At 70.6% G+C, this 25,091-nt stretch carries 21 protein-coding genes and 1 pseudogene; 13 read left to right on the top strand and 9 right to left on the bottom strand.

The window, feature by feature from the left end; genetic code table 11:
* Positions 1-2: 2 nt before the first annotated feature.
* From FH608_RS01795 to FH608_RS01785, 3 genes are read right to left on the bottom strand one after another with little or no spacing between them, the layout of a single operon-like run.
* Positions 3-848: a carbohydrate ABC transporter permease gene (locus FH608_RS01795; RefSeq protein ID WP_153261386.1), complete on the bottom strand. Its 846-nt coding sequence runs from the start codon at positions 846-848 to the stop codon at positions 3-5.
* Positions 835-1,761 (bottom strand): carbohydrate ABC transporter permease, encoded by a 927-nt coding sequence (locus FH608_RS01790; RefSeq protein ID WP_139628001.1) that lies wholly within the window; start codon positions 1,759-1,761, stop codon positions 835-837. The genes FH608_RS01795 and FH608_RS01790 overlap by 14 nt, the downstream gene beginning before the upstream one ends.
* A 46-nt stretch (positions 1,762-1,807) precedes the next feature.
* A complete protein-coding gene (locus FH608_RS01785) occupies positions 1,808-3,187 on the bottom strand; it encodes an ABC transporter substrate-binding protein (protein WP_139628000.1) in 1,380 nt (459 codons plus the stop codon).
* A gap of 354 nt (positions 3,188-3,541) precedes the next feature.
* Here FH608_RS01785 and FH608_RS01780 point away from each other — a divergent pair, with 354 nt between their 5' ends.
* From FH608_RS01780 to FH608_RS54280, 3 genes and pseudogenes are all read left to right on the top strand, one after another.
* Positions 3,542-4,537, top strand: a complete 996-nt coding sequence (locus tag FH608_RS01780) for a zinc-dependent alcohol dehydrogenase (protein ID WP_226898864.1) — start codon at positions 3,542-3,544, stop codon at positions 4,535-4,537.
* A gap of 2 nt (positions 4,538-4,539) precedes the next feature.
* The gene (locus tag FH608_RS01775; RefSeq protein ID WP_139627998.1) at positions 4,540-5,325 is read left to right on the top strand and encodes a sugar phosphate isomerase/epimerase family protein; all 786 of its coding nucleotides are present in this window, start codon (positions 4,540-4,542) and stop codon (positions 5,323-5,325) included.
* Positions 5,322-6,500, top strand: a pseudogene (locus tag FH608_RS54280) (MGH1-like glycoside hydrolase domain-containing protein); the annotation flags it as partial. The gene FH608_RS01775 and the pseudogene FH608_RS54280, both read left to right, overlap by 4 nt.
* 9 nt (positions 6,501-6,509) lie before the next feature.
* On the opposite strand, the gene FH608_RS01765 reads toward FH608_RS54280, so the two are convergent.
* Together FH608_RS01765 and FH608_RS01760 are read right to left on the bottom strand one after the other, a co-directional pair.
* Entirely contained in the window at positions 6,510-7,613 is a 1,104-nt protein-coding gene (locus tag FH608_RS01765; protein ID WP_139627997.1) for a zinc-binding dehydrogenase, read from the bottom strand.
* Entirely contained in the window at positions 7,606-8,547 is a 942-nt protein-coding gene (locus FH608_RS01760) for a Gfo/Idh/MocA family protein (protein WP_139627996.1), read from the bottom strand. Before FH608_RS01760 ends, FH608_RS01765 begins: the two co-directional genes overlap by 8 nt.
* Positions 8,548-8,655: 108 nt before the next feature.
* Here FH608_RS01760 and FH608_RS01755 point away from each other — a divergent pair, with 108 nt between their 5' ends.
* The gene (locus FH608_RS01755) at positions 8,656-9,627 is read left to right on the top strand and encodes a glucosyl-3-phosphoglycerate synthase (RefSeq protein WP_139627995.1); all 972 of its coding nucleotides are present in this window, start codon (positions 8,656-8,658) and stop codon (positions 9,625-9,627) included.
* A complete protein-coding gene (locus FH608_RS01750) occupies positions 9,624-10,742 on the top strand; it encodes a glycosyltransferase (RefSeq protein ID WP_139627994.1) in 1,119 nt (372 codons plus the stop codon). Before FH608_RS01755 ends, FH608_RS01750 begins: the two co-directional genes overlap by 4 nt.
* A gap of 49 nt (positions 10,743-10,791) precedes the next feature.
* Here FH608_RS01750 and FH608_RS01745 read toward each other — a convergent pair whose 3' ends face one another.
* Positions 10,792-11,586, bottom strand: a complete 795-nt coding sequence (locus FH608_RS01745; RefSeq protein ID WP_226898863.1) for a universal stress protein — start codon at positions 11,584-11,586, stop codon at positions 10,792-10,794.
* Positions 11,587-11,664: 78 nt separating this feature from the next.
* On the opposite strand from FH608_RS01745, the gene FH608_RS01740 reads away from it, so the two are divergent.
* Together FH608_RS01740 and FH608_RS01735 are read left to right on the top strand one after the other, a co-directional pair.
* Positions 11,665-11,967 carry a hypothetical protein gene (locus FH608_RS01740; protein WP_139627993.1) on the top strand — a complete coding sequence of 101 codons (303 nt, stop codon included), beginning with the start codon at positions 11,665-11,667 and terminating at the stop codon, positions 11,965-11,967.
* Between the two features lie 89 nt (positions 11,968-12,056).
* On the top strand, positions 12,057-12,605 hold the full coding sequence (locus FH608_RS01735; protein WP_139627992.1) for a phosphatase PAP2 family protein: 549 nt from the start codon (positions 12,057-12,059) through the stop codon (positions 12,603-12,605).
* Here FH608_RS01735 and pip read toward each other — a convergent pair.
* A complete protein-coding gene (gene pip / locus FH608_RS01730) occupies positions 12,559-13,530 on the bottom strand; it encodes a prolyl aminopeptidase (RefSeq protein ID WP_139627991.1) in 972 nt (323 codons plus the stop codon). The genes FH608_RS01735 and pip overlap by 47 nt on opposite strands.
* A 45-nt stretch (positions 13,531-13,575) precedes the next feature.
* On the opposite strand from pip, the gene FH608_RS01725 reads away from it, so the two are divergent.
* On the top strand, positions 13,576-14,502 hold the full coding sequence (locus FH608_RS01725; protein WP_139627990.1) for a threonine ammonia-lyase: 927 nt from the start codon (positions 13,576-13,578) through the stop codon (positions 14,500-14,502).
* A 22-nt stretch (positions 14,503-14,524) separates the two neighbouring features.
* Here the strand turns inward: FH608_RS01725 and FH608_RS01720 are convergent, their stop codons facing one another.
* Positions 14,525-15,103 carry a hypothetical protein gene (locus FH608_RS01720; RefSeq protein WP_226898862.1) on the bottom strand — a complete coding sequence of 193 codons (579 nt, stop codon included), beginning with the start codon at positions 15,101-15,103 and terminating at the stop codon, positions 14,525-14,527.
* Positions 15,104-15,309: 206 nt separating this feature from the next.
* Here FH608_RS01720 and glgX point away from each other — a divergent pair, with 206 nt between their 5' ends.
* From glgX to treZ, 3 genes are read left to right on the top strand one after another with little or no spacing between them, the layout of a single operon-like run.
* Positions 15,310-17,403 (top strand): glycogen debranching protein GlgX, encoded by a 2,094-nt coding sequence (gene glgX, locus FH608_RS01715; RefSeq protein WP_139627989.1) that lies wholly within the window; start codon positions 15,310-15,312, stop codon positions 17,401-17,403.
* On the top strand, positions 17,396-19,525 hold the full coding sequence (gene treY / locus FH608_RS01710) for a malto-oligosyltrehalose synthase (RefSeq protein WP_139627988.1): 2,130 nt from the start codon (positions 17,396-17,398) through the stop codon (positions 19,523-19,525). The genes glgX and treY overlap by 8 nt, the downstream gene beginning before the upstream one ends.
* A complete protein-coding gene (gene treZ / locus FH608_RS01705) occupies positions 19,515-21,263 on the top strand; it encodes a malto-oligosyltrehalose trehalohydrolase (protein WP_139627987.1) in 1,749 nt (582 codons plus the stop codon). Before treY ends, treZ begins: the two co-directional genes overlap by 11 nt.
* An 18-nt stretch (positions 21,264-21,281) precedes the next feature.
* Here the strand turns inward: treZ and FH608_RS01700 are convergent, their stop codons facing one another.
* On the bottom strand, positions 21,282-22,184 hold the full coding sequence (locus tag FH608_RS01700; RefSeq protein ID WP_139627986.1) for a LysR family transcriptional regulator: 903 nt from the start codon (positions 22,182-22,184) through the stop codon (positions 21,282-21,284).
* Positions 22,185-22,404: 220 nt separating this feature from the next.
* Here FH608_RS01700 and FH608_RS01695 point away from each other — a divergent pair, with 220 nt between their 5' ends.
* Together FH608_RS01695 and FH608_RS01690 are read left to right on the top strand one after the other, a co-directional pair.
* Positions 22,405-23,214, top strand: coding sequence for an SDR family NAD(P)-dependent oxidoreductase (locus tag FH608_RS01695; protein WP_139627985.1), 810 nt, complete (start codon positions 22,405-22,407; stop codon positions 23,212-23,214).
* A gap of 97 nt (positions 23,215-23,311) precedes the next feature.
* Positions 23,312-25,000, top strand: coding sequence for a DUF885 domain-containing protein (locus tag FH608_RS01690; protein WP_139627984.1), 1,689 nt, complete (start codon positions 23,312-23,314; stop codon positions 24,998-25,000).
* The last annotated feature ends 91 nt before the right edge of the window (positions 25,001-25,091 follow it).

Here is a 25,091-nt window from a genome sequence, read left to right as displayed (position 1 = left end):
GTCTATCCCTTCTCCGCCCCGGCCGTCAGGCCCTCCGTCAGCAGCCGTTCACTGGCGAAGAACACGATCACGATGGGCAGCGTCAGCACCACCGAACCCGCCATCAGGACCGTGGTGGGGACCTCGATGCTGCCCGCCAGCTGCGAGAGCCCCAGGGAAACCGTCCAGCTCTCCCGCTTGTCCACGAGGAAGAGCAGGGCGAACAGGAACTCGTTCCACGCGATCATGAAGGCGTACAGGCCGGTGGCCATCAGCGCGGGCTTGGACAGTGGCAGGACCACGCGCCAGATCGTCGACAACCTCGTGCACCCGTCGATCGCCGCCGCCTCCTCCACGCTGCGCGGCACGGTCTCGAAGTAGTTGCGGAGCATGTATACCGTGACCGGCACCGTTTGCGCGATATAAACGGCGATCAACCCGAGAAGCGATCCGCGCAGGCCGAGCATCGTGAACAGCACGAACAGCGGGATGGCCAGCACGATCGCCGGGAACAGGTAGACCGCGAGGAAGAGGAAGTGCACCTGGCGCCGCCCGAAGAAGCGCAGCCGCGCGACCGCGTACGCGCCGGGGATCGAGATCAGCAGCGTGCACGCCACCGAGGCGACCGCGACGATCGCGCTGTTCCTGAGGAAGGTCAGGAAGCCCTGCCTGGTCAGCACGTCCACGTACGTGTCCAGGGTGAAGGCGCGCGGCCAGAGCGAGCCGGGCTCCAGGATGAGCTCCTGGATGTCGCGTACGGACAGCATCACCATGTAGAGGAACGGGAACGCCGTCATCACGAAGAGCACCAGGATGACCAGCGGCTTCAGCACCCGCAGCAGCCCGCGCTCGAACCTATCCCTGCTCATTTCCCCCCCGCTCATCGCCGCCTCCACCGAAGAACCGCAGGTAGAAGGTCAGGAAGACCACCAGGAAGACCGCCAGCACGATGGCCTGCGCGGCGGAGGCGCCGATGTCGTCGCGCGCGGTCAGGAAGTTGTAGACGCGCACGCTGACCACCTCGGTGCCGGCCCCGCCGCCGGTCAGCAGGTAGACGTCGTCGAACTTGGTGAACGTGAACACGAACCGCAGCACCGACAGCAGCGCGATGATCCGCCAGAGCTGCGGCAGGATCACGTAGCGGAAGCGCTGGGTCGGCGTGGCCCCGTCCACCACGGCCGCCTCGTCCAGTTCGGCCGGCAGCGCCTGCAGCCTGGCCAGGATGAACAGGAACGCGAACGGGAAATACCGCCACGCCTCGAACGCGATCACCGTGAGCAGCGCGACCGGCACCTGCACGCCGAGGAACTCGCCCCTGGCCTGCGTGAGGAACGCGATCGGCTCGCGCAGCCAGGTGTTGACGATGCCGTACTGCGGGTTGAGCATCGTCTCCCACAGGAACGCCACGGCCACGACCGGCGCCACGTACGGGATCAGGATCGAGGCCCTGACCAGGGTGCGTCCCCTGAACCTGTCGCGCAGCGCCAGCGCGGCCACCAGCCCGATGGCGATCGACAGCGCGGAGCCCGCGACGGTGTAGACGAGCGTGTTGACCAGGGAGGTCCAGAAGCCGGGCTCGGACACGACGTAGACGAAGTTCTCCAGCGTGTAGCGCCCGAACAGGCCCGCCCGCCGGATGTTGATCAGCCGCACGTCCTGGAACGCCAGCATGATCGCCCACAGCAGCGGCAGCACGACCACGACCAGCGTGATGACGAGCGTCGGCGAGATGAGGGCGAGTCCCGCCCGTCCCTCCTGCTGCCGGAGCGTGCGCGGGCTCATCGCCGCGCTCCGCGCCGCGGCCCGGCCGCCGGGATGCGTCGCGGGGTCACTGGCGGATCCCGCGCTTGATGGTCTCCACGTCGGCCTTGGCCTGCGCGGCGGCGGCCTGCGGGGTCAGCGAGCCGTCCACGAGCGCGCTGAGCGCCTTGGGCACGGGCAGCTCGCCCATGGTGGCGCCGACCAGCTTGCCCTGGCCCTGCGGGATGCCCCAGCGGGCGAAGGTGCCGGGGCTCTCGCGCAGGGCGTCGAGCACGTCGGCGGGGTAGACGTCGGCCAGCGGCTTCTTGGTGTCGACCCCGGCGGGCAGCTTGTTCCAGGTCTCCGCGAAGCCCTCGCGGGTGGGGAACTTGCCTTCCGGCGCCATGCCGATCCAGCGCTCGTAGCCCTCGTCCATCATGTAGGCGACGAACGCGGCCGCGGGGTCCTTGGCGGCGTCGCTGGTGATCGCCCAGGAGACGATCTCGCCGTACTGCGCGGGCGCGCTCGCGTCGGGTCCCTTCAGCGCCGTGACCACGCCGGTGTTCGCGGCCAGCCACGTGGGGTCGTCACGGCACTCCTGGCAGCTCGGCAGCGCGTCGTTACGCAGCCCCGCCAGCTCGTCCAGGATGAACGACGACCAGATCGTCATGGCCGCCTTGCCGGAGAAGTACGTGGCCCTGGTGGAGTCGACGTCCTGCTTGCCCTTGACCGAGTAGTCGCGCGCCAGCTTCGCGTAGAACTCGAATGCTTTCACGCACTGCGGTGAGTCAAGAGCGACATTTCCGGAATTGTCGACCAGCTGGCACCCGTTGGCCAGCGCCACGTGCTCGAAGCTCTGCGCGGTGAACGAGTCCTTGGGGGCGATCGCCAGCGTGATGCCCGCGAGCCCGCCCGTGTCGAGCCTGGCCGCCGCCGCCTCCAGCCGCTCGTACGTGTCGGGCGGCTGCAGCCCCGCCCTCTCGAACAGGTCCTTGCGGTAGAGGATGAGCTGCGCCCAGCCGTCGCTGGGCACCGCGAGCAGCCTGCCCCCCGCGCTGTCGAGCTCCAGCGCCCGCGCCGAGAACGAGTCGCGGCCCAGCCTGCCGACGACCTCGCCCGGCGTCTCGGTGTCGAGCAGGTCGTTGGCTTCCAGCTCGCGCACGGCCGACAGCGGCAGCGCGCCGATGACGTCGGGCAGGTCGTCGGCCGCGGCGGCGGCCGTGATGGTCTGGCTGAACTGGTCCTCGGCCACCCCGACCAGCTTGACCTTGATGCCGGTCTTCTTGGTGAAGTCGGCGGCGATCTGGTTCTGCACGGCCATCCGGTCGGGCAGGTTCTCCTCGGTCCAGACGGTGATCTGGTCGCTCCCGGACGACTCGCCGTCGTCGCCGCACGCCGCCGTGGAGGCGGCCAGCAGCAGGATGACGGAGAGGGCGGCGGTTGCCTTGTCCGGTCTGAAGTTCGGCATGGCACGGCTCCTCCGGTAGGGGATATCCGCCTCTACCCCATGCCTCTGCCCACCAATAAGGGATCTTCTTCGCAAAAGATCTACTTTCCGCCATTTCGGTCATCCGGAGTTCACCTGCGAGGCTGAAAAGCCCAGGTCCGCGGCCAGGAAGGCGTTACGGGCAAGGTCGCTTTCCGGAAAACACGCTCGCGGAAACCCCAATGTCCCCAGCCGTCACGCGTGGAAGACGTAGACTTAAGTCTGTTACGAGCGCAACTATCGTATGCAAACAACGACTAAAACTTTAACTTCTGCTTGATCAATAAGCGTAAGTGTTGAGGAATGCGCGTCATCACCTTTGAAGGGCCGGGCCAAGTGCGCGTCGGCCTCGAGCCGTCCGCCGACCTGGTGCCGGGGTCCGTACGAGTCCGCACGATCTATTCCGGCGTCTCGTCGGGCACCGAGCTCACCGCCTATCGCGGCACCAATCCCTACCTCAATCGCCACTGGGACACCGAGCGGCGGCTCTTCGTCGAGGGGCAGACGCACGCCTACCCGCTGACCGGCTGGGGCTACCAGGAGGTCGGCGAGGTGGTGGAGGCCGCGCCCGACGTCGCGGATCCGCCGATCGGCAGCGTCGTGTGGGGCATCTGGGGCCACCGCGCGGAGGCCGTCGTCCCGGCCGACAAGCTCGTCGGCCACGTGCTGCCGCCCGGCGCCGACCCGCTGACCGGCGTGTTCGCCCGCGTGGGCGCCATCGCGCTCAACGCCGTGCACGCCGCCGACGTGCACCTCGGAGACCAGATCGCGATCTTCGGCCAGGGCGTCATCGGGCTGCTCGCCACCCGCCTGGCCGTGCTCAGCGGCGCCAGGGTGGTCGCGGCCGACGCCATCCCCGATCGGCTGGAGATCGCCAGGAAGTTCGGCGCGGCCGAGACGATCGACGTGCGCGCGGGGTCGGTGGCCGAGTTCATGCGCAAGCGCGTCGAGGGCGCCGACACCGTGATCGAGCTGAGCGGCAGCAACCAGGGCCTGCACGAGGCCATCAGGACCGTGCGCAAGGGCGGCCGGGTCGTGGCCGCCGGCTTCTACCAGGGCGACGCGGTCGGGCTGCGGCTGGGCGAGGAGTTCCACCACAACCAGGTCCAGCTCGTCTCCTCCCAGATCGGCGGCGTGGCCTCGTGGCTGGCGCACCGGTGGGACGTCGAGCGCCTGCAGCGCACGTTCATGGCTCTCGTGCACGAGGGCCAGGTCGAGGTCGGCGAGCTGGTCAGCCACGTCGTCCCCGTCGAGCGGGCCGCGCAGGCCTTCGACCTGATCGACAGGCACCAGTCCGAGGTGCTCCAGCTCGTCTTCACCTTCGAGGAGTGACAGTGAAGCTCGCCGTACAGGAGCAGCTCCTGCCCGGGCGCACGCTGCAGGAGAAGTTCGCCTTCGCGGTCGACGCCGGGTTCGACGCCATCGAGCTGCGCGGCAAGGGTGATTTCCACTTCGCGGGCCGCCTGACGGAGCTCAAGCGGGCCCTGGCCGACGGCGTGGTCATGCCGACGGTGTGCGTGGAGATGCCGCACTTCATCGGCGACTTCGACCCGGCCAGGCGCACGGACGCCATCCAGCAGCTCAGGTCCCAGCTCACGGTCATCGCCGAGCTGGGCGGCATCGGCGTCATGACGCCCGCCTCCTGGGGGCAGTTCTCGCGCCGGCTGCCGCCGTTCGAGCCGCCGCGCGGCCCCGAGGAGGACCGCGAGGTGCTGGCCGAGGCGCTCGGCATCCTCGGCGAGCACGCGCAGCGCAACGGCGTGCTGATCATGCTGGAGCCGCTCAACCGGTACGAGAACCACATGGTCAACACCCTGGCCGACGCGGTCTCCTACTGCTCGATGGACTCCATCAGGGTCGTCGGCGACACGTACCACATGAACATCGAGGAGGACGACCCCTGCCGCTCCCTGGCCGAGGCCGCCCCCTACCTCGCGCACATGCAGATCAGCGAGTCGAACCGGAACCAGCCCGGCACCGGCCACATCGACTGGGGCGCGGAGCTGGCCACCCTGGACGCGGTCGGCTACGACGGCTACCTCGCGCTCGAATGCCGCCTGCGGGGTGAGCCCGAGATCGTCCTCCCGCAGACCGCCGCCTTCGTCAGGAAGTACCTGTGATCCTGCGCGACGCCGTGCGGGTCCTGGTGGCCAACTGGGACGGCAGCCACACGGTTCCCTCGCGCCGGCTCTACCCGCACCAGTGGAGCTGGGACTCCGCGTTCACCGCCATCGGCAACGCCCGCTGGTCGCCGCGCAGGGCCAGGACGGAGCTGCTGTCCCTGTTCGGCGCGCAGTGGCGCGACGGCAGGGTGCCGCACATCGTGTTCAACCCGGCGGTGCCGGAGGGCGCCTACTTCCCGGGGCCCGAGTTCTGGCAGGCGCACGCTCCCTCCGGGTCGGCGACCTCCGGCATCGTGCAGCCGCCGGTCCACGCGCTGGCCGCGTGGAAGACGTACCTCGCCGAGCCCGACACCGCGTTCCTGCACCGGATCTACCCCCGCCTCGTGGCGCAGCAGGAGTTCCTGCGCGCGGCCAGGCGCTCGCCCGAGGGGCTGGTCTCGATCGTGCACCCGTGGGAGTCGGGCATGGACAACAGCCCGGCCTGGGACCTGCCGTTGCAGGCCGTGCGCCCGGCCGCCGCCGGGTTCGTCCGCCGCGACCTCGCCACGGTCAGCGCCGACGAGCGGCCCACCGACCGCGACTACGAGCGGTACGTCTCGCTCGCCGCCGCCTACCGCGACTCCGGCTACCGCGGCCCGGGGGAGTTCCAGATCGAGTGCCCGCTGTTCAACGCCGCGTACGGGCTCGCCGAGGCCACGCTGGCCGAGATCGCGGGCGTGCTCGGCCTCGACCCCGCGCCGCACGAGCGCGAGGCGGCCGCGATCACCGCCGCGATGGTCGAGCACCTCTTCGACGGCGAGCTCTTCCAGGCCCGCGACGTGCGCACGGGGCTGCTGATCCACTCCGCCAGCACCGCCGGGCTGACCCCGCTGCTGCTGCCGGGGCTGCCGCGTGACGTGGCCGGCGCGCTGATCGCGACCGCGCTCGACCGGTTCGGGCTCAAGGACGGCGCGCTGCCCAGCTACTCCCCGGCCGCGCCCGAGTTCGACCCGGCCCGCTACTGGCGCGGCCCGAGCTGGATCAACCTCACGTGGCTGGTCTGGCAGGGGCTCCGCGACCGCCGTCCCGACCTGGCCGCCCTCGTCGCCGACGGGATTACCGCCGCGGTCGCGCACGCCGGGTTCCGTGAATACTTCGACCCGTTCGCCCTGAGCGGCCACGGCTGCCGCGACTTCAGCTGGTCAGCCGCCCTCATCCTCGACGTGGTCGCAGAGCACGGCCTGCACGGTCTGCCGGCGTCCGGCCGCGAGGTCGGCCAGGAAGCGGGGGGCGTCGGCGAAGCCGACCAGGTCGGTCACCACGTGCTCGCGTAGCCGCGTGCCCCGCTGCCTGAGCAGCTTGATCGTCTCGTGGGAGAGCCGCTCCCTGTCCCAGGCGTGCGCCAGGCCGCGCGGCACCCGGCCGATCTGGGCGCAGCGCACGGTGAGCCCGTTGTGGTGGAACTCCTCGCCCAGCCGGACGTCGTCGGCGCCCTGCGTGTAGAAGGCGAGGTCCACCAGCGTGCCCTGGGGGCGCAGCAGCCGCAGCCCGAGCGCCAGCGCCCTCGGCCGGCCGCGGCACTGGAAGACGACGTCAGCGCCCCGGTCGTCGGGGCCGTGCCGCCAGCGGCGCTTCAGGTCCACCGCCGGGTCGTCGTCGGCGGACAGCACGTTCGCGCCGAGCGCCTCGGCGATCGCCAGCCTGGCCGGGGTCTCGTCCACGACCACCACCTCGGCCGCGTCGCCCGCCATGGCGAAGCAGGCCGTCAGCAGCCCGACCACGCCCGCGCCCACGACGGCGACCCGGCGGCCGCGCACGCCGTCGCCGAGGTGCCGCACGCCGGGCCCGAGCAGGTCGTGAGCGGCGTGCAGGAGGCCGTTGGCGCAGATCGGGCCCATGTGGGCGACGTAGACGCCGAGCATCGGGTCGAGGTCGTCCGGCAGCTCCACGAACCTGTCGGTCATCGGGTCCGCCACGTACGCCGTGCGGTGCCCGTAGCACATCGAGACCAGCGCGCCCTCGGCCACCGCCCGCGTGCGGGTCTCGACCACCAGCCCGACCTGCATGTAGCCGATGCCGCGCACGGGGAAGCCGACCGACGGCGCGCCCGCCGTGAACAGCCCGAGCGCCGGGTCCCAGCTCGACGACAGGTAGGGGTTGGTGCCCTTGACGTAGGTCAGCTCGGTGCCGGCCGAGACACCGCTGTGGGTGGTCGCCACCATGAACCCGCCGTCGGGGATGTCGGGCAGCTTCTCCTCGACGAGGCACACCTCGCCGGGTCCCTCGATGCTGATCACGTCACCCATCGAGCATCACCGGCCTCCGTTCGGTCGCGGACCGCGCGAGTGCCAGGGCCAGGCGGTGGGTCCGCAGGGCCTCGCCGTACGGCACGCGCACGTCGGCGTCCCTACCCCGAACGGCGTTGACGAACTCCCGGTCCACCCGCGTCTTCGCCTGGCCGTCGTCCTCGATCACCCGCTCGCCGTCGACGAGCAGCCGCGTCTCGCTGAGCTCCAGAGCCAGGCCCTCCGCGCACACCTCCAGCCCCACCCGGTGCTTCTGGCTGAGCAGGCAGGAGGTGGCGAGGAGCCCGGCCGCGCCGTCGGCGAAGCGCAGCACCGCGGCCGTCGCCCGGTCCACCTCGCCGTCGCCGCTCTCGCCGGCGGGCACGGCGTGCACCATCGTCACCTCGCCCACCAGGACCCGCGCCAGGTCCAGCACGTGGACGGCCTGTTCCACGATCTGGCCGCCGGACCTGCTGCGGTCCAGCCACCAGGCGACCGGCGGCACCTTGTCCAGCCAGTGGCCCAGGGCGAGCCGTACGGGGCGCTCGGCGAGCAGGTCACGGGCCTGATGGAGGATGTCCAGATAGCGCCAGTGATGGCCGACCGCGGACGGCAGGGAGCGCCGCGATATTTCATTCGCGATGGATTCCGCGGTGTGCAGGTCCAGCGAAAGTGGCTTTTCTACAAATATCGGTAGATTGTACGATAGGGCGTCCAGCTCAGGATTACCGTGCGCGAATGGCGGTACACATACGTAGACCGCATCCAGAGCGCCGGCACCCAGCAGGTCGGCGTGGCCCCCATAGGCGGGGGCGCCGTGCTTCGCGGCCAGATCCTCGGCCTTCTGCCTGTCCGTGTCGGCGATTCCGGCGATCATAACATCGGGGAAACTCGACAGGACGTCTGCGTGGCGGGCGGCGACGTTTCCGGCACCTATGATGCCGACGCGAATCATTGGGGACACAATCCGGCATATGCCACCTCCCGTCGCCGCCAAACAAACAGGTTCAAAGGCGCATAGATCGGGCAGAGGTCGTCACCTCATGAGATCGGGGCTGACTGCATGGAGAGAGATCTGCGAGCCTTGGCCAGAGTCCAGGAATGGTACGGCCCGCACTCGAGCACCGCGGCCGAGTGGCCGGCCGAGGCCCTGCTTCCGGCGAAGGGAGCCACGACGGTGAGCGTCGTGCTGCCCGCGCGCGACGAGGAGCGCACGGTGGGCGACATCGTGAGGGTGATCCGCCGCGACCTCGTCGAGCGGCTCCCGCTCGTCGACGAGATCCTGGTCGTCGACTCCAACTCCACCGACGCCACGGCCGAACGGGCGCGCGAGGCGGGCGCCCGCGTGGTGGCGCAGGACCAGGTGCTCTCGCACCTGCCGCCGCTGACGGGCAAGGGCGAGGCGCTGTGGAAGGGCCTGGCGGCCTCCAGGGGCGACATCGTCGTGTTCGTGGACGCCGACCTGCGCGACTTCGCCGCGCACTTCGTGTCCGCCCTGGTGGGGCCGCTGCTGATGAGCGGCGGCACCCACTTCGTCAAGGCCGCGTACGAGAGACCGTTCACGGGCGAGGACGGGGTGGCGCGCCGCGGCGCGGGCGGCCGGGTGACCGAGCTGGTGGCCAGGCCCATGCTCAACATGTTCTGGCCGGAACTGGCCGGGTTCGCCCAGCCGCTCGGCGGCGAGTACGCGGCCCGCCGCGAGGTGCTGGAGCAGGTGCCCTTCGTCACCGAGTACGGCGTGGAGTTCGGGCTCCTCGTCGATCTGCTCCGGCTCGTCGGCCTGGACGCGATGGCCCAGGTGGACCTCGGCACGCGCACGCACACCCACCAGCCGATGGCCGCGCTCGGCCGGATGGCCGGGCAGATCATGCTCACCGCCTGGTCCCGCCTGGAGCGCCAGGGCCGGGTGCTGGCGTCCGAGCCCCCCGCCTGCGCGATGCTCCAGTTCGGGCTCGACGGGACCGACCTGGTGGACCTGGCCGTGGCGGAGCGACCTCCGCTCGCCTCCCTCGTGCTGGAGGAGGATGTGGCATGAAAGTCCTGGTGAACGCGGGGCCGTGGCTCGCGGTCCCGCCTCCCGGCTACGGCGGGATCGAGAACGTGGTGGCCACGCTGGTGCCCGCGCTGCGCGAGCGCGGCGTGCGGATCGTGCTCGCCGCCGCCGGGTCCAGCACGCTGGAGGTCGACGAGCTGATCAGCGTGTACGACGACGGCCAGTTCGCGGAGCTGCAGAAGCCGTACAACCAGGTCATGGGGATCGCGCACGCGCACCAGGCCAGGGTGGCGGCCGAACTGCGCGCCCGCGACGACATCGACCTCGTGCACGACCACGTGGAGGTCGTCGGGCCCTCCGTGCTGTCGGCGCTCGGCGGCCCGCCCGTCCTGCACACGCTCCACTGGGACCTGCGCAAGCATCCGGCCTTCTACGCCGCGTTCCCGCCGTCGATCGCGGTCAACGGCGTCTCGGAGTCGCAGCTCGCCCGCGCCCCCGACGCCCTGCGCGCCGCCTCGCTCGGGGCCGTCCACCTGGCCAGCCCGCTCGCCGGCCGCCCCGCAGTGGCGGGGCAGGGCGAGCACCTGGTGGTCATGGGCCGCATCTGCGGGCTCAAGGGCCAGCACGTGGCGGCCAGGATCTGCCAGAAGCTCGGCCTCCCGCTGGTGCTCGCCGGGCCGGTCAGCGGCCGCAACAGCCCCGCCGAGCTGGACGTCGTGGTCCAGGACCCGTACCACCCGCTGCACAGCCACCCCGACGTGCGCTACCACCTCGACCAGGTGGCGCGCTACCTCGACGGGGACCTGGTGCGGTGGGTCGGCGCGGTGGGCGGCGAGGCCAGGGACGACCTCTACGCCTCCGCCAGGGCCGCCCTCTTCCCGATCCAGTGGGACGAACCCGGCGGCACGGCCGTCGTGGAGGCGCTCGCGCTCGGGGTGCCGCCGGTGGGGCTGCGCCGGGGCTGCCTGCCCGAGATCATCGACCACGGCCGCACCGGGTTCCTGGCCGACTCCGAGGAGGAGCTGGCCGAGTGGGTGCTGCGGGTGGACGAGCTGGACCCCGAGGAGTGCCGCGAGGAGGCGCGCAGGCGCTTCTCACCGTCCGTGATGGCGGAGCGCTACCTGGAGCTGTACGAGGCCGTCACGGCCCGCGCGTAAGGGGCGCCCCGTACCGAGGTCGTAGGGCGCCTGGGTCGCGCGCCGGGGGTCAGGCGAAGCCGCGGGGCAGCACGATGACCGGGCAGGGTGAGGCCCGCAGCGCCTTCATCGCCAGCTCGCCCAGGAACACCCGGTGCGGCTCCGCGTCCTCGCTCGCCGCGCACACCAGCAGCTCGCCGGGGGCCCACTCCACCGTCTCCAGAGCGGCGGCCACGTCGTGCCCCTCGGCCACCTCAGACTCCGCCTCGATGCCCGTGGTCTCCCAGGCCAGCCGCACGGCCAGCGCGAGGTCGTCCCTGAGCTTGCCCTGGTCCTCGGTGCGCAGGTCGAGGGTGATCAGCCGGAGCGGGATGCCGAGCCGCAGCGCCGCCTGCGCGATGCGCTCGACGGCCTCGTCGCACTGCGGGCGGTGCACGTAGGCCAGCGTGAGGCGCTCGGGCCCGTCGGCCGGCACGTGGTGGGCGGGCGTCAGCATGACCGCCTCCGACGACCGGTGGAGCAGGTGGCTGGAGGTGGAGCCGATCTCGATCCGGCCGCGCCGGCCGCCCTCCGCCGAGCCGACCACGATGAGGTCGGCCCTGATGCGGCTGGCCAGCACCGACAGACCGCGCCCCGTGCCCCTGCTCTCGTAGGTGAGGTATTCGGCCGGGACGTCGCCCAGCTCCTCGGCCGCGTGCGCCAGGTTGGCCTGCGCCTCCACCGCCAGCCCCGGGCTGCCCGGCGGGTAGATCACGGCGACCGTGAGCTCGCCGCCGGTGATGCGCGTGATCGCGGCGCCGAGGGCCAGCGCGTCGCGCCCGCCCTGGCCGCCGGTGTAGCCGACGATCACGTGCTCTCCGATCACGATTGCCCTCCTACCCGCTCTGAACTGGGAATACGCGGCCTTGATCGAAGCGTTGTAAACCCTTGGAGGCGTAAAGAAGTGAAGATCACCCTTGACACCCGCTTCAACTTCAACGGGTCGTTCGGCACCCTCGGTGAAGCGGTTCAGCAGCTCAGAGACCGGGATCTGGCCTGCACGGTGGCCGCGGAGGCCGTGGAGCGGAAGGTCACCATCTTCTCCGACTGCGTGGAGCGCGGGTTCACGCCGCTCCGCAGCGAGATCATGGCCGCCTACTACGTCGCCGCCTGCGACGCCACCACCGAGGCGTTCGACCGGGGGCTGATCACCAAGAGCGAGCTGGAGAGCCAGCAGGCCGCGCTGATCCGGCAACTCCTTACGTAAGTCATCCCTCTTTTGGCCAATAGGTCGAGGCGTTAGGCGGCGTTAGTTCGTAAGGTCGTGTCCACTACTGGTTAACCGATTGGACACCCGTGTACCGCAACATCGTCGACTTCGCCATGACCACGCCAGGATGGCTGCACACGCTCGCAGAAGTCGGCACTGACGCGGGTTTATTCCTCTTCGCGGCGTTGTTCGTGGTGGCCTTCCTCCGGGCGTGGCGCCGTCCGGCGCGCGACCTGGCGCTGGTGATCGCGGGACCGGTCGGGATCGTGATCGCGTACGTCCTGAGCGAGGTGCTCAAGACCTTCATCAGGGAGGACCGGCCGTGCCGGGGCGGGATCGCCACGCTCGTCGCGTGCCCGCCCCTGGACGACTGGTCCTTCCCCAGCAACCACTCGGTGATCGCGGCCGGCGCCGCGGCCACGCTCGTGCTCGTCTGGCGCGCCCTGGCCTGGACCGTGCTGCCGCTCGCCGTCCTCATGGCGTTCTCGCGGGTCTTCGTGGGCGTGCACTACCTGCACGACGTGCTCGCGGGCTTCCTCATGGGGCTGATCCTGGCGCCGTTGTTCGCGCTGCTCGTCGTGGGGGCTCTCACTCCCGCGGTACGGCTCGTGCGAACCCGTCTGTCGCCTCGATGAGCCGGTCCACGATGCCCGGCTCGGTGGAGGCGTGCCCGGCGTCGTGGACGACGTGGAAGGCGGCCTCGGGCCACGCCTTGTGCAGGTCCCAGGCGGTGGCCATGGGCGTGCAGGCGTCGTGACGGCCCTGCACGATCACGGCGGGGATGTGGCGGACCTTGTCGACGTCCCTGATGAGCTGCTCAGGCCCGAACCAGCCGCCGTGGTGGAAGTAGTGGTTCTCGATGCGGGCGAAACAGACGGCGTGGCGGTCCTCGCCGAACTCCTCGACCAGCTCGGGGTCGGGCAGCAGCGTGACCGTGGCGCCCTCCCACTGTGACCACGCTCTTGCCGCGGCCAGCCTGGCGTCGTGATCGTCCCCTTCGAGCCGGCGGCGGAAGGCCGCCATGAGGTCGTCGCGCTCCTCCGGCGGGATGGGCGCCACGAACGACTCCCACAGGTCGGGGAAGATGTGGCAGGCGCCGTCCTGGTAGAACCAGCGCAGCTCCTGCGGGCGGAGGGTGAAGATGCCGCGCAGCACCAGCTCGGTCGTGCGGTCCGGGTGCGTCTGCGCGTACGCCAGGGCCAGCGCGCTGCCCCACGAGCCGCCGAAGACCTGCCACCTGTCGATGCCGAGGTGCTCGCGCAGCCGCTCCATGTCGGCCACCAGGTGCCAGGTGGTGTTCGTGGCGAGATCGGTGGCCGGGTCGCTGGCGTGGGGCAGGCTGCGGCCGCAGTTGCGCTGGTCGAACAGGACGATCCGGTAGAGCTCGGGATCCCACTGGCGGCGGTGCTTGTCGGTGCACCCGCCTCCGGGCCCGCCGTGCAACATGACGGCGGGCTTGCCGTCGGGGTTTCCGCAGGCCTCCCAGTAGATCTGGTTGCCGTCGCCGACGTCCAGCAGACCGGAGTCGTACGGTTCGATGGGCGGGTACAACGTTCTCATGCTCCCCGATCCTGCCTCATCAGGCGCTTTCCGTAGGATCATCGCATGGAGCTCGTGACCCTCGACGACATCCGCGCCGCGGCCGACCGGATCAGGGGAGTGGCGGTCCGCACGCCGCTCGTGCGGATGGGCCCCCCTGACATGGAGGGGGTGTGGGTGAAACCGGAGAGCCTGCAGCCGATCGGGGCGTTCAAGATCCGGGGCGCCTACAACGCGGTGGCCTCGCTGCGACCCGGCGGCGTCGTCACCCACTCGTCCGGCAACCACGGGCAGGCCCTGGCCTACGCGGCCAAGGAGTTCGGCGTGCCGTGCGTGGTGGTCGTGCCCGAGGGCGCCCCCCAGGTGAAGGTGGCCGCCATCGAGGGATGGGGCGCCGAGATCGTCATCGTGCCGCCCGAGAAACGCGAGGCTGTCGCCGAGGAGGTGGCGCGGGAGCGGGGGCTGACGCTGGTGCCGCCCTACGACCACCCGGCCGTGATCGCGGGGCAGGGCACCGTCGGGGTGGAGATCGTCGAGGACCTGCCCGACGTCGAGACGGTGCTGGTGCCGGTGGGCGGCGGCGGGCTGGCCTCCGGGGTCGGCGCGGCGGTCAAGGCGCTGCGGCCCGAGGCCAGGGTGATCGGGGTCGAGCCCGAGCTGGCCGCCGACGCGGCGGAGAGCCTGGCCGCCGGGCATCCGGTGGAGTGGGGGCCGGCGCGGACGTTCCGCACCATCGCCGACGGGCTGCGCACGGGGCTGTCCGACCTGACCTTCGCGCACATCAGCCGGTGGATCGACGGCATCGTCACCGTGTCGGAGGACGAGATCAGGGCCGCCATGGGGCGGCTGGCGCGGTCGGCGCGCCTGGTGGCCGAGCCCAGCGGCGCGGTGACCACGGCGGCGCTGATGTCCGGGCGCGTCCCGGCCGGGCGCACGGTGGCCGTCCTGTCGGGCGGGAACGTGGATCCCGAGCTGCTCAGGCAGGTGATCTAGGCCGGTGATCTAGGCCGGTGATCTAGGCTGGGGTCCACCGGTGGCGGCTCAGGAACGAGCGGTCGCCCGTGGCGTACTCGTGGAAGGCCGCCCGCACCTCCGCCAGCTCCGGCACCACGGTGCTGACCAGCGTGCCCTCCTTGTACTCCAGTTCGAAGCCCGGCGAGACCTGCAGGAAGTGCCGCCCGAAGTTCACCAGGGCCACGAACGGGTTCTGCGCCGACAGCGTGGCCAGCACGTCGTGGACGAGGCCGAGGTCGGGGTCGTGGACGACCATGCCGTCGCCCGTGTGCAGCTGCATGCCCTCGTACACGCCGAGCGGCGCCACGTTGTGCACCAGGTCGCGCTGCGGGTCGTAGCAGACCATGCCGTGCGCCCGCGCGACCGCGAAGACCTGGGCGGAGGTCTCGTCCATCGTGTCCAGGTCCATCGACACCAGCACGTGGCCCGGATAGAGCGCGATCTCCCCGGGCAGCTCCTTGGCGATGTCGGGCACCTCCCCGGCCACCGGACGGGTGCGCTTCACCGACAGATAGGCGGCGCGGGCCTGGTCCCTGCTGATCGGCACCGGCTCGTCCCACACCATCAACTCAACGCTCATCGGTCCATCTTGTCCGACCGGCGCCCCGAGGTGCGCACCACGGTCCCCAAGTGACGCAAAGCCGCGCCGCACATCACCCGATTCCAGACATCCGGCGAGCTCACTCCGCCAACTGGAGTAACTCGTGGTGACGGTGGAAGGAACAAAGCGGCTTGTCGGGTCGACCGGGGGAACGGAACATGGGGAGAGACCGCAAGGGAGCCTCGATGATCGAGATCTGGCCGGGTGACCCCTATCCGCTCGGAGCCACCTATGACGGCGCCGGCACCAACTTCTCGCTCTACACCGAGGTCGCGGACGCGGTGGAACTGTGCCTGTTCGACGAGGGCAACACCGAGTCGAGGGTGCCGCTGACCGAGGTCGACGGGTTCATCTGGCACGGCTACCTGCCGGGCATCGGGCCGGGCCAGCGCTACGGCTACCGCGTCCACGGGCCGTACGACCCCGCCAGGGGGTTGCGGTGCAACCCCAGCAAGCTGCTGCTCGACCCGTACGCGATGGCCATCGAGGGCAGCGTGGAGTGGGACGAGGCCGTGTACGGCTACCGGTTCGGCCAGCCCGACACGCGCAACGACATGGACTCCGCCCCGTACGTGCCGCGCTCCATCGTCATCAACCCGTTCTTCGGATGGGGGCACGACCGGCCGCCCGCGACGCCGTACCACGACACCGTGATCTACGAGGCCCACGTGCGGGGCCTGACGATCAGCCACCCCAAGATCCCGAGGCACCTGCGCGGCACGTACGCGGCGCTCGGCCACCCCGAGATCCTCGACCACCTCACCAAGCTCGGGGTGACGGCGCTGGAGCTCATGCCGGTGCACCAGTTCGTCACCGACCACATCCTGGAGCAGCGCGGCCTGTCCAACTACTGGGGCTACAACTCGATCGGCTTCTTCGCGCCGCACAACCGCTACTCCAGCCAGGGGCAGCGCGGCGGGCAGGTGCTGGAGTTCAAGGCCATGGTCAGGGCGCTGCACGAGGCCGGCATCGAGGTCATCCTCGACGTCGTCTACAACCACACCGCCGAGGGCAACCACCTCGGGCCGACGATGGGGTTCAGGGGGATCGACAACCTCAACTACTACCGGCTGGTCGAGGACGACCCGCGCTACTACGTCGACACCACCGGCACGGGCAACAGCCTGCTCATGCGCTCCCCGCACGTCCTGCAGATGATCATGGATTCGCTCCGCTACTGGGTCATCGAGATGCACGTCGACGGGTTCCGCTTCGACCTGGCCTCGACCCTGGCCAGGGAGCTGCACGAGGTCGACCGGCTGAGCTCGTTCTTCGACCTGGTGCAGCAGGACCCGGTGCTGTCGCAGGTCAAGCTGATCGCCGAGCCGTGGGACGTGGGTCCCGGCGGCTACCAGGTCGGCAACTTCCCGTCCCGGTGGACGGAGTGGAACGGCCGCTACCGCGACACGATCCGCGACCTGTGGCGCGGACAGGCCGCCACGCTGCCAGAGTTCGGCTCCCGGTTCACCGGGTCGAGCGACCTCTACCAGGACGACAGCCGCCGGCCCGCCGCCTCCATCAACTTCGTCACCTGCCACGACGGCTTCACCTTGCAGGACCTCGTCTCGTACAACGGCAAGCACAACGAGGCCAACAAGGAGGGCAACCGCGACGGCACCGACGACAACCGGTCCTGGAACTGCGGCGAGGAGGGCCCCGCGGGCGACGCCGTCGAGTCGCTGCGCGAGCAGCAGAAACGCAACTTCCTCACCACGCTCTTCCTGTCGCAGGGCGTGCCCATGCTCTCCCACGGCGACGAGCTGGGCCGCACCCAGAAGGGCAACAACAACGGCTACTGCCAGGACAACGCGCTGACCTGGGTCGACTGGTCCGACGTGCGCGAGAACTGGCTGCTGCTGGAGTTCACCCAGAGCCTCGCGGCACTGCGCAAGAAGCACCCGGTCTTCCGGCGCAGGCGCTTCTTCTACGGCAAGCCGGTACGCGGCCTGAACGACATCGCCTGGCTCACCCCCTCAGGGGAGGAGATGACCGACAGCGACTGGAACGTCGGATACGCCAAGTCGCTGGCGGTGTTCCTCAACGGCGACGCCATCACCGAGCCCGACCGCCGTGGCCGCCCGATCCGGGATGACTCGTTCCTGCTGCTGTTCAACGCCCACCACGACACCATCAAGTTCACGATCCCCAAGGATTACGGCGAGATGTGGCACACCGAGATCGACACCGCGATGCCGATCAGACTCGACGCCCGGATGTGCCGCGGCGGCGAGGCCATCGAGGTGCCGGGACGCAGCGTACGGGTGCTGCGCCGTGTCTAGGCCCTCCTCCACCTACCGGGTGCAGCTGACCCCCGACTTCGGCTTCGCGCAGGTCGCCGCGATCGCCGGCTACCTGCGCGACCTGGGCGTGAGCCACGTCTACCTGTCGCCGGTGCTGCAGGCCACGCCCGGGTCGCTGCACGGCTACGACGTCACCGACCACTCCAGGATCAGGGAGGAGTTCGGCGGGGCGACCGGGTTCAGGGAGATGGCGCAGCAGCTGGCCGCGCACGACCTGGGCGTCGTGGTGGACATCGTGCCCAACCACATGAACACCGTCAACGCCCAGTTCTGGTCGGTGCTCAAGCACGGGGCCGCCTCCCCGTACGCGAACTGGTTCGACATCGACTGGTCCGAGGGCAAGGTGGCGCTGCCCGTGCTCGGGGACGAGACGGACCCGTACGTCGACGGCGACGTGCTGCGCTACCACGAGCACGCCTTCCCCTACCCCGGCCACTACCAGCTGGTCGACTGGCGCGAAGGCCCCGGCTACCGGCGCTTCTTCGACGTGTCGTCGTTAATAGGGCTGCGGGTCGAGGACCCCGCCGTGCTGTTCGCCACGCACGAGGTGATCTTCTGGCTGCTCGACGAGGGGATGGTCGACGGGCTGCGGGTCGACCATCCCGACGGCCTGGCCGACCCGCGCGGCTACCTCGATCGCCTGCGCGCCCGCGCGGGCGAGACCTGGACCGTGGTGGAGAAGATCCTCATCGGCCCCGAGCGGCTGCCTGGTGACTGGGCGTGCGACGGCACCACCGGCTACGACGTGCTCAACCGCGTCAACGGCCTCTTCGTCGACCCCGCCGGGAAGGAGCCGCTCGTGCGGCTCTTCACCGACCTGACCGGGCAGCCGGCCGAATACCGGCCGGTGATGGCGCGGGCCAAGCGGGAGGTGCTCGACCTGTTCTTCGGCGCCGAGGTCGCGCGCCTGGCCAAGGCCGCCGGGCAGGACCCCGACGCGGTGCGGGAGCTGCTCGCCGCGATGCCGGTCTACCGCGCGTACGTGGTGCCGGGCGAGCCGCCGCCGCCCGAGTCCGTCGAGATCGTCGAGCTGGCCGCCGAGGCGTGCTCGCCCGCCGTGCTGCCCCTCGCCCGCGAGGTCCTGTACGGCGGCGCCGACGCGATCGTGCGGTTCCAGCAGACGTGCGGTCCCGTCATGGCCAAGGGCGTGGAGGACACGGCGCTCTACCGGTGGTTCCCGCTGGCGTGCCTCAACGAGGTGGGCGGGGAGCCGGACGCGTTCGGGGTGGGGGTGGAGGAGTTCCACGACTACTGCGCGGAGCTGCGGCCGTACACGATGACCACGCTGTCCACGCACGACACGAAACGGTCGGAGGACGTGCGGGCCCGGCTGTCGGTGCTGTCGGAGATGCCGGAGGAGTGGGCCGCCGCCGTGGCGTCGTGGTCGTCGGAGGTGAGCTTCGATCCCTGTCTCGACTATCTCGCCTGGCAGAATCTCATGGCGGCCTGGCCGATCTCGGTCGAGCGGTTCGCGGAGTACCTGTTGAAGGCGGCGCGGGAGGCCAAGACCTCCATTTCCTGGATAAATCCGGATCCGTCTTATGAGCGTGGTTTGCGGGAGTTCGCGGCTGCGGCGGTGCGGCAGCCGGTGGGGGAGTTCACCGAGCACATCGAGCCCTACGCCATGTCCAACTCGCTCGGGGCCAAGCTCGTGCAGCTGATGATGCCCGGAGTGCCCGACGTGTACCAGGGCAACGAGACGACGGACTTCTCGCTGGTCGACCCGGACAACCGGCGGCCCGTGACCTACCCCCGCAAGCCGGAGAGCGCCTGGGACGCCGCCAAGCTGCTGGTCACCACCCAGGCACTGCGGCTTCGCCGGCGGCTCGGGGGCGCGGCTCCGTACCTGCCCCTCTGGGCGGAGGGGCCCGCGGCCTCGCACGTCATCGCCTTCGCCCGGGGCGAGCGCCCGCGGGCGGTCGCGGTCGCCACCCGCCTGCCCGTACGCCTGGCGGCCACGGGCTGGGGCACCACCTCCCTGACGCTGCCCGCCGGCACGTGGCGTGACCTGCTGACCGGCGGCCTCCACACGGGGCGCATCCCGCTCGCGCACCTGCTCGGTCAGTATCCGGTCGCACTCCTGGAGAGACATGATCTTTGAGGTCTGGGCGCCGAAGGCCACGACTGTCGACGTGTCCGTCGAGGACGTCCGCCACGCGATGTCGCGCGGGCAGGGGGGCTGGTGGTCGGTCGACGTGGCGGGGGCCTCGCACGGGACGCTCTACGCGTACGCGGTGGACGGCGAGGGGCCGTACCCGGACCCGCGCTCGCGGCGGCAGCCTGAGGGGATCTTCGGGCCCAGCGCCGTGTACGACCACGGCCGCTTCACCTGGTCCGACCACGACTGGAAGGGCCGCGACCTGCGGGGCGCGGTGGTCTACGAGCTGCACGTGGGGACGTTCACGCAGGAGGGGACGTTCGCGGCGGCCGTCGAGAAGCTGCCGCACCTCGTCGAGCTCTGCGTGGACTTCGTGGAGGTCATGCCGGTGGCGCCCGTGCCGGGCGGGCGTAACTGGGGGTACGACGGGGTCGACCTTTATGCGGTGAACGAGACGTACGGGGGGCCTGACGGGCTCAAGACGTTCGTGGACGCCTGCCATCGGGCCGGGATCGGGGTCATCCTCGACGTCGTCTACAACCATCTGGGGCCGTCGGGAAACTTCCTGGACCCCTTCGCCCCCTACGTTTCCGGACTCAAGGGCAGCTATTGGGGCGATGCGGTCAACCTGGACGGGCCGGACTCCGACGAGGTGCGCCGCTACTTCGTCGGCAACGCCGTGCAGTGGCTGCGCGACTACCACATCGACGGGCTGCGCCTGGACGCCGTGCACGCGCTGCACGACCGCCGCGCCACCCACCTGCTGGCGGAGTTGTCGGCCGAGGTGGACGCGCTGGCCTGCTCCGTGGGCCGCCCCCTGACGCTGATCGCCGAGTCCGACCTCAACGACCCGCGCATGGTTCGCTCCCTCGACGCCGGCGGCCTCGGCATGACCGCCCAGTGGAACGACGACGTCCACCACGCGCTGCACTGCGCGGTGAGCGGCGAGTCGCACGGCTATTACGCGGACTTCGCCTCCCTGGGGGCGCTGGCCAGGGTCCTGACCTCGGGCGTGCTGCACGACGGGAGCTACTCCGCCTTCCGCGGCCGCTCCCACGGCGGCTCCTTCGCGGGCGTGCCGGGGCACCGGCTCGTCGCCTGCCTCCAGAACCACGACCAGATCGGCAACCGCCCGGCCGGCGACCGGCTGCCGCTCACCGCGCTCAAACTGGGCGCCGGCCTGCTGCTGACCTCGCCGTTCACCCCCATGCTGTTCATGGGGGAGGAGTGGGGGGCGCGCACCCCGTTCCTGTTCTTCTCCGACCACGTGGAGCCCGCGCTGAGGGAGAGCGAGGGGGAGCGGCGGGAGCGGGAGTTCGACGGCTTCGGGTACGAATGGGACGCGCCCGACCCCTCGGACGAGGAGGCGTTCCTGCGCTCGAAACTCGACTGGACCGAGGTCAAGGAGGAGGCGCACTGGTCGCTGCTGTGCTGGTACCGCGACCTGATCGCCCTCCGCAAGGCGCTGCCCGAGCTGTCGGACCCGCGCCTGGACCGGGTCCGGGTGGAGGTGGACCCGCTGGAGAGGTGGCTGGTGATGTGGCGCGGGGCGCTGGCGGTGGCGGTGAACCTCGCGCAGGAGTCGGTCACGGTGCCGGTGGCGGCGGGCCCCGGGGCGGTGCTGCTGGCATCGGACGAGCCCGTGGTGGCGGGGGAGGAGGGCATGCGACTGCCAGGGCAGTCGATGGCGATCTGCCGCACGGATCGGCCGGCCGGCGAGTCGCAGCCGAAGTGGAGATGAACGCCTTCCCCGGCAGCGCTAGCAGCGCGCCGCCGCCGTGATCAGATGCTCGAGGATGACGCTGATGGCAGGGTGACGATCGCCCTGATGGCGGGTGATGGCGAAGACGTGCCGGTTGATCGGCTGGCGGAGGGGACGCAGGACGACGTTCGGCGGCAGGTGCCGGGCTCCCAGCGTGGGCAGCAGCGTGACACCGGCACCTGCCGAGACCAGGGAGAGGATCGCCGCGTAGTCGTTGGTCTGTGCGACCAGGTGCGGGACGAATCCGGCGATCCCGCAGGCCCGTTGGAGCATCTGGTGGCAGGAGGTGTCAGAGGCGACGGAGAGCCAGGGATGATCGCTGAGGCAGCTGAGGTCCGCGCTCGGTTCCTGGCAGGCCGGGTCGTCGGCCGGTAGCGCCACCACCACGGGGTCGGTCAGCAGGTCGTGTCGCTCGGATGTGGGTGGCAGCGCGAACGGCAGCAGATCGTAGGAGTGTGTCACGGCGAGGTCGATCTCGCCCCGGGTGAGTGCGGGCAGGCTTTCCTCCGGCTCCATTCCGGTCAGACGGAGGGTCAGCCGGTCGCCGTGCTCGGCCACGATGCTTCGCCAGGCGTCTCCGACGAACGTCGCGGTGGCTGAGGCGAAGGAGGCGAGCCGGACCGTGCCGACGATCTGTGTGCGCAATGCCAGCAGGTCGGCCTCCGCGGCGGCGAGCTGGTCGAGGAGGACGGCGGCGTGGGCGACCAGGACGTGACCGGCATCGGTCAGCGTCAGGCGCCTGCCGTTGCGGCGCACCAAGGAGACTCCGGCCTCGCGCTCCAGGGTGGCGATCTGCTGGGACACCGCGGGCCCTGTCAGATGCAGGGCCTTTGCCGCCGCGCTGACCGTGCCGTGCGCTGCGAGCGAATGCAGCAGCCGGAGGCGGCGTAGGTCCAACATGAAAGCTGAGCTTACCTTTCAGCGAAGAAACTTCAACTGGACTTTCGTTGCTGCTTGACCCAGACTCCTTACCTGCGAGCACGCGAGGGAGCCGGTCTCGTGGATTCGAGATGCCGCACACGCCCATGCGGGCACGGCCGGCGGATCCGGTGGCGTGCCCGTGGGCGGAACCACCGACGGCCGGACGCGGGTGTCGCGGGAACGAGCATGGAAGGGACACATGATGAGCAGCGGGCGCGTCGCCCTGGTCACCGGTGCCGGTCGCGGAATCGGACGGATCATCGCCGTCCGCTTGGCCGAGGAGGGTTTCGACGTGGGCATCACCGCGCGCTCGGTCAAGCAGCTCACCGAGACGGCCGAGCTGATCAAGCAGCGCGGACGTCGAGTGGTTGTCGCGCAAGGAGACGTGACCAGCAGCGGTGACGTCTCCCGCGTCCTGGCCGGCGTCACCACCGCCCTGGGGCCGGTCGACGTCCTGGTCAACAACGCCGGATATCTGGGGCGGTACGGCTCGTTCGCCGACTCCGAGCCGGACGACTGGTGGCGTGTCGTGGAGACGAACGTGCGCGGTCCCGCCCTTTGCACCAGAGCGGTGCTTCCCTCGATGCTGTCCCGGCGTCGCGGTCACATCATCAACATCAACAGCCTGCAGGGCTCTCGCAGCGGCGGGACGTCGGCGGCGTACTCGGTGTCGAAGGCGGCGCTGATGCGGCTCACGGACAGCATCGCCGCTGAGACCACCGGGTCGGGAGTGGTGGTCATGGACCTGAGCCCGGGCCTGGTGCGCACCGCGATGACGGACGACCGCCCGGACCTCGGCCTCCTGCCCGCTGAGGAGTGGACGCCACCGGAGGCGGCCGCCGGTCATGTCGCCGCTCTGGTGTCGGGAAGGTACGACGCGCTCCACGGCCGGTTCGTCCACGTGTCCGACGACCTCGACTCGCTGCTGCCGCGCACCGCCGCCCACCCGGACGCCAGGGTCCTGCGGCTGGTGCCGGCGGGGCCGGATGATCCGCTGAGCGACGCGTAGCGGCGACGCGATCGGGTGCACGTCTGTTTCGCCGCACCACCGTCTCGCCGGCGTACCCGGATTGGCCGGCGACCATGCCCTTGGAAGGGTGGAGGAAATGACAGCCGACAATCGACGTCCTGTCACGGTGATCGACACGATCATGGATCGCCATCTGGACGACCACGCCGCCCTTGATCCGATCATGGCGACCACGCTGGGCATCGCCGGTCACGACACCGAACTGCCGGATCTGTCCCCCGACGCGCTCGCGGAGATCTCAGCCCTGCGGCGCAGAACCCTCGCCGCACTGTCCGAGGCCCAGCCCGAGGACGCCGTCGACCGGGTGACGGCGGCGGCGGCCCGTGACCAGCTCGGAATCGCCGAGGCGATCCGGGCGACCGGCGCCGAGGAGTCGCGCCTCAACAACATCGAATCCCCGGTGCAGACCATCCGGCAGGTGTTCGACCTCATGCCCACCGCGACGGCGGACGACTGGGCGGCCGTGGCGAGCAGGCTCCGCCGGGTGCCGGACGCGATCGCCGGCTACATCGCCTCCCTGAGATACGCGGCCGCACGAGCCCACGTGAGCCCACGGCGCCAGGTGGAGGCCGCGATCGGGCAATGCCGGGCCAACACCGGCGGTGACGGCTTCTTCGCGACCCTTGCCCGCGACGCCTCGCCCCATGACGGCTCGCTGCCTCCCGCCCTGCGCAACGATGTGGAACACGCGGCCCGCGAAGCGGGCGACGCCTACGACAGGCTCGCCGCGTTCCTCGGCGACGAACTGTTCCCCCAGGCAGCCACGGAGGACGCGGTCGGCCCGGAGCGATACGCCCTGTTCGCCCGGTCCTACCTCGGCACCTCGGTCGATCTGGCCGAAGCATACGCCTGGGGCCAGCACGAGTTGAGCCGCATCGCCGCCCAGATGCGGGCGACCGCGGCGCGCGTCAAGCCGGGCTCGTCCGTTCGCGAGGCGATGGACCATCTGACCGCCGACCCCGCGCGCAGGCTGTCAGGCGTCGACGCCCTGCAGGCGTGGATGCAGGACAAGGCCGACAGCGCCATCGCGGCGCTCGGGGGCACCCAGTTCGACATCCCCGAGCCCGTACGCGTGCTGGAGTGCAGGATCGCCCCGGCCGGCGGAGGCATCTACTACACCAATCCCAGCGACGACTTCAGCCGCCCCGGCCGCATGTGGTGGTCGGTCCCCCCAGGCGTGAACGAGTTCTCGACCTGGCGGGAACTCAGTACCGTCTACCACGAGGGCGTCCCGGGGCACCATCTGCAGATCGGCCAGACCGTCTACCGGCGCGAGGTGCTCAACCGCTGGCGGCGGCTGGCATCCTGGGTCAGCGGACACGGCGAGGGGTGGGCACTGTACGCCGAGCAACTCATGGCCGAGCTGGGCTTCCTCGACGATCCGGGCGACTACCTCGGAATGCTCGGCAGCCAGGCCTTCCGTGCCGCACGGGTGGTCATCGACATCGGCATGCACTGCGGCTTCGACCCGCCGGACCAGGACAGCGGCCCCTGGACATATGACAAGGCCCTGCGGCTGCTGGCGGCGCACACCACGAAAACCGAGAGCCGGCTGCGCTATGAGGTCGATCGATACCTGGGCCTGCCCGGGCAGGCAGCCTCGTACAAGCTGGGCGAGCGTGTCTGGCTGCGCCTGCGGGACGAGGTCAGGGCTCGCGAGGGCGATGCTTTCGACCTGAAGAGCTTCCACCGCCGCGCTCTCGACGTCGGGGGCGTCGGACTCGACGTGCTGTCAGCAGCGGTCCTGGGCGAGATCGGCGACTGACGCGTCGTCGCCCGGTCCCGCCGCGTGGTGTCGCGGCGCCGGCTGCGCAGGCGGCGATGCGGTTGACGTGAGGCCGCGGAACGGCAGTTAC

The organism is Nonomuraea phyllanthi, assembly GCF_006334985.2.
Classification (GTDB): Bacteria; Actinomycetota; Actinomycetes; order Streptosporangiales; family Streptosporangiaceae; genus Nonomuraea; species Nonomuraea phyllanthi.
Note: the sequence above shows the minus strand (reverse complement) of the source record. Positions and strands in the feature narration are given on the sequence as shown.

Coding starts and splice junctions, on each gene's coding strand:
- FH608_RS01795 (WP_153261386.1), bottom strand. CDS start 848: ATGAGCAGGGATAGGTTCGAGCGCGGGCTGCTGCGGGTGCTGAAGCCG.
- FH608_RS01790 (WP_139628001.1), bottom strand. CDS start 1,761: ATGAGCCCGCGCACGCTCCGGCAGCAGGAGGGACGGGCGGGACTCGCC.
- FH608_RS01785 (WP_139628000.1), bottom strand. CDS start 3,187: ATGCCGAACTTCAGACCGGACAAGGCAACCGCCGCCCTCTCCGTCATC.
- FH608_RS01765 (WP_139627997.1), bottom strand. CDS start 7,613: ATGGGTGACGTGATCAGCATCGAGGGACCCGGCGAGGTGTGCCTCGTC.
- FH608_RS01760 (WP_139627996.1), bottom strand. CDS start 8,547: ATGATTCGCGTCGGCATCATAGGTGCCGGAAACGTCGCCGCCCGCCAC.
- FH608_RS01755 (WP_139627995.1), top strand. CDS start 8,656: ATGGAGAGAGATCTGCGAGCCTTGGCCAGAGTCCAGGAATGGTACGGC.
- FH608_RS01750 (WP_139627994.1), top strand. CDS start 9,624: ATGAAAGTCCTGGTGAACGCGGGGCCGTGGCTCGCGGTCCCGCCTCCC.
- pip (WP_139627991.1), bottom strand. CDS start 13,530: ATGAGAACGTTGTACCCGCCCATCGAACCGTACGACTCCGGTCTGCTG.
- FH608_RS01725 (WP_139627990.1), top strand. CDS start 13,576: ATGGAGCTCGTGACCCTCGACGACATCCGCGCCGCGGCCGACCGGATC.
- FH608_RS01720 (WP_226898862.1), bottom strand. CDS start 15,103: ATGAGCGTTGAGTTGATGGTGTGGGACGAGCCGGTGCCGATCAGCAGG.
- glgX (WP_139627989.1), top strand. CDS start 15,310: ATGATCGAGATCTGGCCGGGTGACCCCTATCCGCTCGGAGCCACCTAT.
- treZ (WP_139627987.1), top strand. CDS start 19,515: ATGATCTTTGAGGTCTGGGCGCCGAAGGCCACGACTGTCGACGTGTCC.
- FH608_RS01700 (WP_139627986.1), bottom strand. CDS start 22,184: ATGTTGGACCTACGCCGCCTCCGGCTGCTGCATTCGCTCGCAGCGCAC.
- FH608_RS01695 (WP_139627985.1), top strand. CDS start 22,405: ATGATGAGCAGCGGGCGCGTCGCCCTGGTCACCGGTGCCGGTCGCGGA.
- FH608_RS01690 (WP_139627984.1), top strand. CDS start 23,312: ATGACAGCCGACAATCGACGTCCTGTCACGGTGATCGACACGATCATG.